Source organism: Streptomyces sp. NPDC046925 (assembly GCF_040644915.1).
Classification (GTDB): domain Bacteria; phylum Actinomycetota; class Actinomycetes; order Streptomycetales; family Streptomycetaceae; genus Streptomyces.
The window spans coordinates 141,614-152,089 of the sequence record NZ_JBEYWZ010000019.1 but is presented as its reverse complement, the minus strand read 5'-3'; the positions used below and the strand labels follow the sequence as shown (position 1 = coordinate 152,089).

8 protein-coding genes are annotated in these 10,476 nt (G+C 67.5%); all 8 read right to left on the bottom strand.

Translation table 11 applies throughout. The features are described from left to right. Positions 1 to 702 precede the first annotated feature (702 nt). Positions 703 to 1,416, bottom strand: coding sequence for a hypothetical protein (locus tag ABZ906_RS43295; protein WP_361392540.1), 714 nt, complete (start codon positions 1,414 to 1,416; stop codon positions 703 to 705). Positions 1,417 to 2,446: 1,030 nt separating this feature from the next. Next, positions 2,447 to 3,256: a TIGR02391 family protein gene (locus ABZ906_RS43290; RefSeq protein WP_361392537.1), complete on the bottom strand. Its 810-nt coding sequence runs from the start codon at positions 3,254 to 3,256 to the stop codon at positions 2,447 to 2,449. A gap of 121 nt (positions 3,257 to 3,377) precedes the next feature. After that, positions 3,378 to 3,581, bottom strand: a complete 204-nt coding sequence (locus tag ABZ906_RS43285) for a hypothetical protein (RefSeq protein ID WP_361392534.1) — start codon at positions 3,579 to 3,581, stop codon at positions 3,378 to 3,380. A 20-nt stretch (positions 3,582 to 3,601) separates the two neighbouring features. Further along, on the bottom strand, positions 3,602 to 4,168 hold the full coding sequence (locus ABZ906_RS43280; RefSeq protein WP_361392531.1) for a mobilome CxxCx(11)CxxC protein: 567 nt from the start codon (positions 4,166 to 4,168) through the stop codon (positions 3,602 to 3,604). Between the two features lie 271 nt (positions 4,169 to 4,439). Then, on the bottom strand, positions 4,440 to 5,849 hold the full coding sequence (locus ABZ906_RS43275) for a hypothetical protein (RefSeq protein ID WP_361392529.1): 1,410 nt from the start codon (positions 5,847 to 5,849) through the stop codon (positions 4,440 to 4,442). A gap of 878 nt (positions 5,850 to 6,727) precedes the next feature. Further along, positions 6,728 to 7,117, bottom strand: coding sequence for a DUF6009 family protein (locus ABZ906_RS43270; protein ID WP_361392526.1), 390 nt, complete (start codon positions 7,115 to 7,117; stop codon positions 6,728 to 6,730). Positions 7,118 to 7,268: 151 nt separating this feature from the next. Continuing rightward, positions 7,269 to 8,834, bottom strand: coding sequence for a phage/plasmid primase, P4 family (locus ABZ906_RS43265; protein ID WP_361392523.1), 1,566 nt, complete (start codon positions 8,832 to 8,834; stop codon positions 7,269 to 7,271). After that, positions 8,831 to 9,907 carry a bifunctional DNA primase/polymerase gene (locus ABZ906_RS43260; protein ID WP_361392520.1) on the bottom strand — a complete coding sequence of 359 codons (1,077 nt, stop codon included), beginning with the start codon at positions 9,905 to 9,907 and terminating at the stop codon, positions 8,831 to 8,833. The genes ABZ906_RS43265 and ABZ906_RS43260 overlap by 4 nt, the downstream gene beginning before the upstream one ends. Positions 9,908 to 10,476 lie beyond the last annotated feature (569 nt).

The following is a 10,476-nucleotide window of genomic DNA, read 5'->3' as shown; positions in this document are numbered from 1 at the left end:
CCGGGCTGAGAGGGCGCTGAACTCCGTACGATGCCTCCGGCAGCCGAATACTCGAATCCTCCGGATTCTCCTTTCGCGCGTCCCCGCGCGAATTGCCGCCCTCCGGGCGGTAGTTATCGAATCGCCCTCCGGGCCATTCGATAACTACTACGACTTCCAGTCGAAAAGAATTCCACCCTCCGGGAGGAATTCCCAATACGCACTACGCGAAATTGAATTGAGGGCCCGTCACATTGTGTGCCCAAGTTGATCCGGTGGGGATTCCCTCCGGGAATCATCCGGGGAATTTCCAATTTCCCGACCCTGAAACCAGACTACTGCGTTTCCGGGAGAGAAAAGCCAACTCCCGGAAAGAGTACAGGGATTGGCCCTCCGGGCCAATCCCTGGCCAGAGGCCCGTGAGCCGCCCTCCGGGCGCACAGCGGACGCGAGCCCCACCGGCCCGCCGGACCCCTGAGAGGGCGCCGTAGCGGCCCTCTCGCGGCCCAGCCGGCCCAGGGCGAAGAGCCACAGATGCACGACATTGCCAAGCCAGCCAGACACATCAACCAGGACCGAGCGTGGGGTGAGTGAAGGGGTGCAGCAGCAGGGCGCCCTGCCCCGACTGGCCGCCCCAAACCACCAGATGTCCTCGCCTCCTCTGATACATCTCGGCTGATGGCAAGATCTCCGGGTGCAGTAGCAGGGCGCTCGTCCACCTGCTCACCTCCGGTGAGCATCCGCCACCGCCGGCACCTGGAGCTCGGTCTTGCACTTCAACCCAGAACCGCTGGGCACGCGGACCGAGACGACCAGTCCGGCAACACGGAGCCGTGCAAGGACCTTGGACGCACCGGACGCCGTACAGCCGAGCGCACGGGCAGCAGTGCTGTCACCTCTCCCACGTCCTTGTCCTCCTACCGAGCCGGCCACCATCCGCACCGTGCCGTCGGACCGGGCATGGAGCACCAGAAGCAGCAGGCAGAGGCGGTCCGTGGCAGCGCCGCGGCCCGTCCGCTCGGCACATAGGCCAGCTGGTGTCGGCGGGCCCTCCTTGTGACTCCAGCCAGGCCCGAACAGCGCCTCGATCAACCGCCACAGGGTGGCCAGTTCACGGCGGTCAAGGAAGAGCGCACCTTCCCGGTCTGCCTGCTGGCGGGCCAGGGTGACAGGGGTCAGTCGGCACGTCAGGCCGGTGGTCTGGCCCGTCGAATCAGTCGTCACATTGGTGGTCACGAGGTTCCGGTCACGGAGTGCAGGAAGCGCCGTGTGGTCGATGGAGGACTCCGACACTCCCAGCCACCTGCCAAGATCTACTGCTCGGATCCGGCCTGTTTGCCCGGAGTCGGCGTTCGTCTTGGCGAGAATGACGATGGCGGCAAGCCGTGCCGTGTCTGGCAGCCCGGTCATCGACGGGGCATCGAGCAGCGCCTGCACGGCGGTCAGGAGACGTCGGCGCATGGGCTCGCTGAGCTTCAGCGGGGGTACGGGCCCGGCGTTGGGCCGGCCGACCACAGCACGCGTGGTCTGTGCCCGAGGGCGGGGCACCAGAGTCCGCAGACTGGACTGCGGGATCGTCGGGGGTGGCACAGGGCGCTCCACGTCGAGAGGGACGGGCGCCGTGCCGGGCTCAGGTCAGCAACATGTTCCGATGACAGAGGTGCTGACCATGCGCGGACGCCCGCGGGATGGGGCTGTTCTTCGAGGCGAGAACAGCCCCCGGAGCGCGCGGGAGGAGAGGGACAGCACGTCGGGCCACGCCACAGGCCAGGGTGGTGACGGGAGACACCCTGTGGGCGGAGTTCAGCGCCGCCGTAGCGGCCAGATGCTGAACGACGAGGGCCAGAAGGGCAAGAAGCATCGCCAGGCCCTCAGGAGCGCTGAGGAAGGTCGCCAGCGCGCGCCTCAGCGGCGGCGGCTCAATGCCAATCGGTGACGGTCTGGGTGTGACCTCGCGGACCGTGCCGGTGCACCGCTCGGTATTCGGAACCTGTCGGGGATCCCCAGCCCCGCACAGACCTCCCCGCATGGCGTCCACCAACAGGCGTTGCGCGGCCCCCTGTTCGGGCGGCACCGGCCGGAATAGCTCTGCCCGGAGGAGAAAGAACGCGAGATGCCGAGAGAATTCTTCCATACCGCCGCTGCCGGCGGTGCTTTCAGTACCGGATTCGGTCCGCCTGCATGCTGCCGGGGCCGACTCCGACGCGTGCCTGTCACTCCGCGCCGACCACCAATTGGTGTGCAGACCAACATAATCGGCGGCCTGTGCACGCCGCGTGAGACGCCGGTACGACTTCGCCTGCGTAATCGTCACTGTGGAGCCCGAGACCACGACATAGTCAGCGGACACGTACAGAGACTCTTCAGAAGGCGTAAACCGCACCCCCAGACCCTATCGCCCACCGGCACTGACCGCGGGGCCGGAGGACATCCTCCTTGGAGCGGGCTGCTGGCGTGGCGGTACCTCTCAGGCCGGTCCCTCGCACTCGTCGATCCAGTGCGCAAGGAGACTTAGGGCTGCGAGGCGTTCCAGTGCCTGCTGGGCGGTCATCTCGTCGGAGGCCACGTGGGTGGCCGTGTTGCGGACGGTCATGTTGAGTCCGGGCGCGTACTTGGACAGGCCGCTCTGCATAGAGCTGACCGTCCGGTCGCTCGGGTCGCCGGGCCAGGTCAGCAATGGGCTTTTGGCGCTGAATACCTTCTCGTAGACGTTGGTGGCATCCATGTTGGCCAGCCCAGTGCGGGCCTTCACCTGGGAGGTGAGCGTCTCTGCTGCACTTTGGACGGCATGACGGAAATGACCGTCGAGCCAGAGCTTGCGGGCGGCTCCCCAAATCGTCGGGTGCATCGCTTCCACTCCGGTGGTCGGAGGGAGCTCAGCCTCCGCCTTGTCCGTCAGTGCCTCCAGGCGGCCCAGGATCTGCTCGGCGGAGTCCAGCACGTCGCCCGGTTCGAGCACCGGCTTCGGCAAAGTGACCGACCTCCAAGCCGCGATCGGGTCCACGGGCTCGGGGAGCGTGGATACGCCTATATACATTCGGGTCAGGCCGGGGGCCGCCGACGCGCGGCCGGCCGCGCGTGCAACCCGGTCCGTGGCAGCCTGCAACTCCTCCGGTGACACACCATCTCGGGCAATCGCGGCAGGCATGATGCCGCGCCCGACGCCGGCGTCCTTCGTCTCCACGTGGAGCTCCATGAACGCCTTGAAGGCGGATTTGAACTCAGCCACGGCATCGGTGGTCTTGCGGAGGTATTCGGGGTTCCGGGAAGCGTCCATGCTGTTGATCGTGTCACGGCCCGGCAGCTTGTTGCCCGGGCATCAGCCGATCCGGGGGCTCACTGAACAGCAAGCACAGCACCGGACACGACAGGACACCCGGCCTCCCTGAGACCGATGGCTATCGGCCGCAACGGGGGCAGACCTGGGTCGTCGGACCAAGGTCAACCTTGGTCACCCAGTCCCTCAGGGATTCCCTGCGAATGCGTTCCCGATCGGGCGCGCCGCCCTGGTTGTAACTGTTGACGAGGGCGATGAATTCGTTTTGCTGTGCCTGGGTCAGGGCAATGAATCCCTGCATCGCTACGGCTACCTTGTTGTCCATCTACTGGGTCCTTCCCGCAGTTAGAACTGTCCGCAGACGCCACAGTTCGACGCTTCCATGGTCGTCGGAACCTGGTGGCAGGCTGAGCACGGGCGTTGGTACTTCCGGAGGCTGGCGCGCATGCCCGTGCGGCGCTCCTTCTCCGTCACGTTCTTCTCGCTGTCCCTGTCCCGCCTGCCGGCGTCTTCGACGCTGAGCTTTTCTACCTGAGCACGCAGAGCCTGGAGCCCTGGAGGGTCCTCTGCCAGTGCAGCGAACCGGGCGGCCAGCGAGTCGTTGGCCGCAGCCGACGCAGAGGAGTAGGCGAGTTCCTCTGGCCAGCGCTTGACGACGGACCACAGACTGATGGCAAGCTGCACCGCCGCGATCACCGATCCGACAACGATGGCGGCACCCCAAAGCCTGTAGCTCCCGAGCGTTCCGACCAGAGCTCCGGTGAGCAGCGGGACCGCGAGGCCGACCCAGGTCAGCAGGTCGGTCTTACGCTTCAGACGAGCGGCCCGCTTCTGGAAGATGTAGCCGGTCCCAAAAGCGTGCAGCGCTGCGTCCCAGCACCTGCGTCGGTAGTCGTCGATATCTGCTGCCATACGCACTGCCCCCACTGCACTACTGCCAGCTGGCGGAAAGCCAGTGCCAGCAGAGTCTACTGGGGCGCCTGCGGCCAACCTGCGTCCCAGTGAGGGTTGTCAGCCGATGCTGCTGTGGATCGGACGCACCCAACGGGCAAGGGCATGGCGTCGTCGGCTCGACGTTGCCCGGCCCAGGAGGCCCTCTCCTCGCCCTCTACGGCTTCGACCCCACCCTGAAGAGAGCAGCCCTGCCTGGGACGGACCGGCCTGTATGGACCGAGAGGACCGATCATGATGCTGGGTGGATCCCTGTCAGCAGCCTGGCGAAGAAGTCGGTCACCACCGGCCGAGCGCTTTCGAGGTCGGCCAACTCATCGTGTCCGAAGCGGAAGACGTCGTAGCCGCGGAACTTCAGGTCACGGTCCGCAGCCATGGTGGCGGCGTACTTGCGGGAGCTGGGGACCCTCCCCCGGTTGTCGGTGTAGTGCTGCATCCCGTCGACTTCGAGGACGACTCGCCGTCGCCCGGGCAGGAGCATGAGGAAGTCCATGCGGATGCTCTGCTGAGCGTGATCGCGGCGCTGCCTGATGGTCCGGTGGTCCCAGTGCAGCCACACCTCGGGCAACAGAGCGGGCAGGTCATCTAATTTGTCTTGGTAGATGTCGTAATACAGGCGGCCGAGATTGTCCTGGCCACGTGATTCCCCGGGCACACTGGACCGCATCCGCTCCAGGAGCGTTTCCCGGGCCTCCCCGGCACTGGCGATGCTGCGCTTCGCCTGCCACCAGGCCATGAGGTCACGCCAGCGCAAACCCTCGTCACCCACAACACGGTCATAGACCAGGATCTCGCCGGCCCGTTCGGCACGGTCCAGGACCTCCAGGTCGCCGTCCAGAACGCTGCTGACGCGGATATCGGGCTTGGCGAGGGTGGCGAAGATGACCTGGCGCGGTCGCCGCGCCGCCGCCTGCCCGGTCGCGACCAGCGCGAAGAGAGGGTAGCCGTCCTCTTCGCCGACCTCCTGGAGCAGAGCGCCGATCGGCTGAAGGTGTTCATTGGCCATCTCTACGAACCGTCTTTGCGCCGGCTCGCTCTGGAGCGTCGCCGCGGCTGCCAGCGCCTCGAGGAAGCGTCCGAAGCGCGGGTGCGGCGCAGTGAAGCAGCCGAGTTCTCCGAACAGATGCTCGGCGTCCCAGTCATTGTGTCCGACCACATGCCGCACGATCTCGGCCCGCAGCGTGCGGTCAGGCCCTCCCCAGCCGCCCACACCGTCGTCATCGAGGATCCACAACGAGGCCAGCATGTCGAGGAACTGATCCGCGTAACGGACGTAGTCCTCCAAGGGCAGGGCGGCCGCCAGCTCCCGTCGGGTGCGGCCGGGTATCTCGATGCCGGCGGCTGCCTGCCACAGGATGTCCTGCAGACGATTGCGCTGGGCCGCACTGACCGGCTGGCCGGCCAGGACCGCTTTCGCCACGGCAGGCAGATCCTCATCACGCACCGCACGCAGGCTTGCCGCGAGCCGCTCATGCTTGGAATGGTCCTGCCCCGTGCGGGAATCGCTGCGCGGGGGCGGCGCCGGCATGCCCAGCGCCGCACAGAGCGCGGGAATGTCCCTGTGCCCGACCATTGCGTAGCACCGCACGACCGTCTCATCGATCAGTTCCCGCAACCCCGCCAGATCCACCTGCCCGCCCATCCCCCGATGATGAAGCAGCCCAAGCCGCCGAGCCAGAGCCCGGCAGTGCCCATCACCAACGTGCCGCGCCCCCGCCTGGCGCCCAGAAGCACACGGCAGCAGCGGCCGACACAGTGGAGCGCGCGCGGTGCAACACTCCGCGATCGTCGGGACCAGAAATCCGTTGAGGCGCGGCGGGTTTGAGGAATTCGGGAGAACAGCCCCGGACCGACAGGCTCTGTGAATAGGCTCCATTCCAGGCCCTTCCTCGGTCCTCCATCGGCAGTCATGCCTATGGCGGGCGCACAACTGCGTGTGCCTGTACTACCCATGGTGGATCGAGGAGGAAAACATGCGCGTGCGTGTGTGGCTTGCCCAAAGGTCGAGACGATGGCGCCACCTGGCCCATCGCCTCAAGGAATGGACATCGCAGCTCAAGGCCACGCACTACGGCCGCGGGAGGCGATGGCTGAGGAGTGTCGCCGTGCAGCTGCCGGTTGACATCTGCTCGGGGGTGATCCTCTACCTCATCTTCCGCGGCCGCTAGCAGGACGAACAGTCGCCTCAGTTCTTGGCCGGGCCGGGGCGGCTGTCTCGTCTGTTCCCGTCCGACTGTCAACCACCGATCCGGGAAGTAACGCAACATGCGTTGCGTTCAGATTCAGCGTAGCCCCAATTTTCCTTGTTGTGCGGAGTCTTTCGCGATTCACATCGCGAAACCAATTGGCGCCGTGTCCCCAAATTGTCGTGCACGAATTGCTTCGCCAGACGATTTGAAAACGTTCGCATGCCGCTGACCTGCGGGAACGACGGCACCGACGCCTGGCACGCAGCAGCCGCTGCAGCCCTCGTGCAGACCGCCGACGCTGCGGATGTTGATCTTCCCGGCGTCGTCCTCGCTACGAGCGGGCCGGCACTATCTCGCCCGTGCCCTGCGAGCGCGGCGTGGTCCGCCCCACCTTCCCCGCCGCCACCGTGCGCGGATCAACCGCCTCCAGCGGCGAGCCCACCCGGTAGGGACAGTCGGGGTCACCGGGCTGGTTGGGACGGTCGTGCGGCAGCAGGAAGAACGTGCGCCGGGAGAACAACCCGCTGTCGGCGCTGCGCGGCGCGTCCGGGGCCAGGTTGGAGTAGCCGACCATCCGTCCGTCGCGCTCGTAGCGCGGCTTGCCCTTGCGGGTGCCGACCTTGTCCAGGGCCTGGCGGACGTAGTCCATGTCCGCGGTGTCCTCCAGCCAGACGACCTCGGCTTCCTTGACGAGATCGCCTTCCTGCGGAATCGCGCTCATCAGGCCTCCTTGGTCTCATCGGCCGGGCACCGGCCTTCGGGTCTCGCATCCACGCTGTCCTGCTTCCCCGCTCCGTCAGGAGCAGGCAGGAGAAGCAGGCATCGTCCATCGTACGGTCGGCCCGCGCACTGCCGGGGCCTGCGGCGGTTCCTCACGGCGTATGGCCCCCGTCACCGGCCGGGCTGTCCTCGGCGAGCAGGGCCAGGCCGGGGTACAGCTTGGTCGCATTGTTCTTGATCATATCGGCGGGTGAGGCCAGACCCAGTTCCTGGCGGATGCGGCTGGCGAACGCGCGGCTGGTGGAGGGCCGGATGCCTTCGTCCGAGCACCAGCGTCCGTAGGTCTCGTACAGCAGCTTCTGCTCCACCCGCAGGTCCGGGCCGGCGCCCGCGTCGGTGCCCCTGGTGCAGCACTCGGTGAGGAAGCGGCCGATGTGGTCCTCGGTGGTCTGGTAGGCACTCGTCGCCACGCGGACGGAGGCCGGGCCGGTCAGCGGGTCGCGGGTGGCCAGGTAGCGCTGGGCGCCCTCGATCAGCCACTGCAGGATGCCCGGCCCCTCGTCGCGGACGAGTTCGGCGGCCAGGCTGCTGTTCTTGAGTTCGTCGGGCACCCGCCGCTCGAAGGGGATGATCCGCATGCGCCGCCAGAACGCGTAGCCGCCGGTACCGACTTCGGGCCGGTGGTTGCCCAGCAGCCACAGTTTGTGGGTGGGGGTGAAGGTGAAGAAGTTCTGCCGCATCCGCCGCGCGGTGATGGTGTCGCCGCCGGTCAGCAGCTTGACGCGGGCCTCGTTGAACTTGTCGTTGGGCTTGAGCTCGCTGCACACCACAATCCGCCTGCCGTGCAGTTCGGTCAGCTCGGTGGAGTGCTCGGTGAACTTGCCCTTCTCCATGAGGAAGCCGGGCGGGGCGGCGTTGGCGTAGTCGCCCAGGATCTGCATAGTCACTTCCAGCAGCACCGACTTGCCGTTGGCGCCCAGACCGTAGAGGAAGGGCAGCACCTGTGCGCCGACGTCCCCGGTGATGGAGTAGCCGAGCAGCAGATGCACGAAGCGGATGGTCTCCAGGCCCTTCGCGTCGTCCCCGAAGGTGTCGCGCAGGAAGCTCTCCCAGCGCGGGATGGGCATGGCGTGGGGGGCCGTGTGCGTGGCCCGCGAATGCATGTCGGTCAGCGGATTGGGCTTCCTCAGGATCCCGGTGCGCAGGTCGACGACTCCGCCGGGGGTGCACAGGGCGTAGATGTCGCCGTCCAGGACATCGGGGTCCAGGCGCAGCCCGGGCGCGGCCTGCGCCTGGTATAGGAGGGCCTTGATCCCGGCGGTGGACTCCGAGTGCCGCCGGTGCACGGCCATCTTGCGGTCGGTGAACCGGCCCGCGGGGTCTTGTTCGGGGATCTGTTCGGCCATCTCGCCGGCCGCCCACACCGCTGCCTCGTCCCCGCCGGTCAGCTTCCAGCGGTACTCGTCCCACGAGTGCCAGCCCATCCCGCTCACGTAGCGGAACTGATCGCGGTAGAGACGCGCGAACAGCTTCGCGTTACCGCGGTCAGTCAGGGAAGCGGGCATCAGCCCGGCCGGCTCGGCCGCGGGCGCATGGCGGGCGTCGGTCTGCTGGGCCGGCAGGCCGGGGTGTGGCTGGGGCAGTGTGAAGTCCAGGCTCTGCTGGTGGATTTGGGCGGCGGCCGCTTCGGCGTCGAAGCGGGCGGGCTCGGCGCTCATGAACGTCCTCGGGGGTGGAGTGGGCGCTGGGCGCCCGCAGACAGAGCGGACTCGATGATCGTGAGGTTGCGGTGTTCCTGAGCGGGGCGTGCGGAGCGCGCCGCTTCCAGGAGCAGGTCGCGTACCTCGGGCTCGGTGAGGTGGCCTGCCTGGACCAGGCCGCCGGCCGTGTAGGCGGCGCGGTTGAGTTTTTCCGTGAAGCTCGCTCCTTGGGGCACGGCCGCGCAGGCGGCGACTTCGGCCACCAGCGGGTCCAGGAGGCGTTCGGCGCTCTTGGCTGAGCGGCGCCGGCGCGGGGCGACGGGTACGGCAGCCGGCTGCGGGGGCGGGGCGGGGACGTGGTGGGTGCGGACGAGTTCGTCGGCCAGCCACTGCGGCAGCGGCGCCGGATAGCGGGCCTCTCCCACAGGTCGGTAACTGCCCGCAGTGGTCAGGGTCCCAGGGGCGACGATGTAGCCGTTGTCCGCGCGCACGTCCACCTGCCAGGCCAGGGCCGTTTTCGGGCTGGACCCGGTAGAGGAGCGGTAGCGGGTGGCGGGGTTCGGATTGCGGTACCAGATGTGCAGCCCGCCGGACGGGGTCCGCACGCGAAGTGTTGTGGTGTCCTCCACCGGGCTGGGCTGGCGGCGGAGAGCGGCCAGCAGCGCCAGGGTGTCGAAGCCCGTGGCCAGACCGTCGAGGTTGACCTGCGGTGCGATCGGGATGCCCGGCAGAAGCCTGGACCGGTCGGGCACCTGCGCTGCGTGCGCGTCGACGTCGAGAACGACCAAGTCCGCGGGACCGCAGGAGACACCGACGCCGAAGCGGGGCTGGGCGTGCCACCAGGCGTCGATGCGTTCGAGGTCGGTGGTCGCAGCGTGGAACCCGTGGCACCACCGGCCTGCCAGCCTGCACGGGCACGATGCGGGGGTGTGCCGGTCTTCCTTGCAGGACTGACAGTTAGCCGGCGGGACCTTCTCCAGCGGGGCCAGCGGGTGCACCGGCCAGCCCGCGCGGGCGCACCAACGGGCGATCGCGCTTCCGGGTACGGCCTCGTCCGGGACCAGCGGCGTGGTCGAGGGCTGGCGGGTCACCGGATCGTCCTTGTCACAGTTTGGGTCGGTTGCTGAAGGTCTTCGTCCTGCAGGGGGCTCCCTGGTCAGGGCCGGTCTCCAGCGGGACCAACGGGTCTGAAGGGACTCAAGATTCAGGATTGCGGCACGAGCGTAGCCCACGAGGGGTCGCAGCGAGGGAACACCCTGGCGTGTCGGCGATTTTGGGTCCCGTCAGTCCCGCAAGTGGACCAGACGCAGGGGCTCCGTGTCGCCAGTTCAGTCCCGCACCACGGCGCACGCTTCAGTCCCGCTCCGCAAAGGTGCTGGTCAGCAGCACGCCGGTACCTCATACGGGTCTGACGGGACCGAGACCGGCAGTTATCAGCTACTCAGGGGAATGTTCTTTCATCGTGGGCGCGCGCGTGTTGGTGGTGTTCTGGGCAGGTGATAACTGTCATGTTGGGTCCCGTCAGCCCCGTCCTTCCCGGGACCGGCCGTCTGACCTGCTCTTTTTCTACGGGGCTAAACGCGGGATCAAGAGAGAGCGGGACTCAGGGCCACGCCTGCTCCGGAGGCGGCTGCCATGTGGGATCGTCAGCCCCTTTAGC

Coding starts and splice junctions, on each gene's coding strand:
- ABZ906_RS43270 (WP_361392526.1), bottom strand. CDS start 7,117: ATGAGCGCGATTCCGCAGGAAGGCGATCTCGTCAAGGAAGCCGAGGTC.
- ABZ906_RS43285 (WP_361392534.1), bottom strand. CDS start 3,581: ATGGACAACAAGGTAGCCGTAGCGATGCAGGGATTCATTGCCCTGACC.
- ABZ906_RS43265 (WP_361392523.1), bottom strand. CDS start 8,834: ATGAGCGCCGAGCCCGCCCGCTTCGACGCCGAAGCGGCCGCCGCCCAA.
- ABZ906_RS43275 (WP_361392529.1), bottom strand. CDS start 5,849: ATGGGCGGGCAGGTGGATCTGGCGGGGTTGCGGGAACTGATCGATGAG.
- ABZ906_RS43280 (WP_361392531.1), bottom strand. CDS start 4,168: ATGGCAGCAGATATCGACGACTACCGACGCAGGTGCTGGGACGCAGCG.
- ABZ906_RS43290 (WP_361392537.1), bottom strand. CDS start 3,256: ATGGACGCTTCCCGGAACCCCGAATACCTCCGCAAGACCACCGATGCC.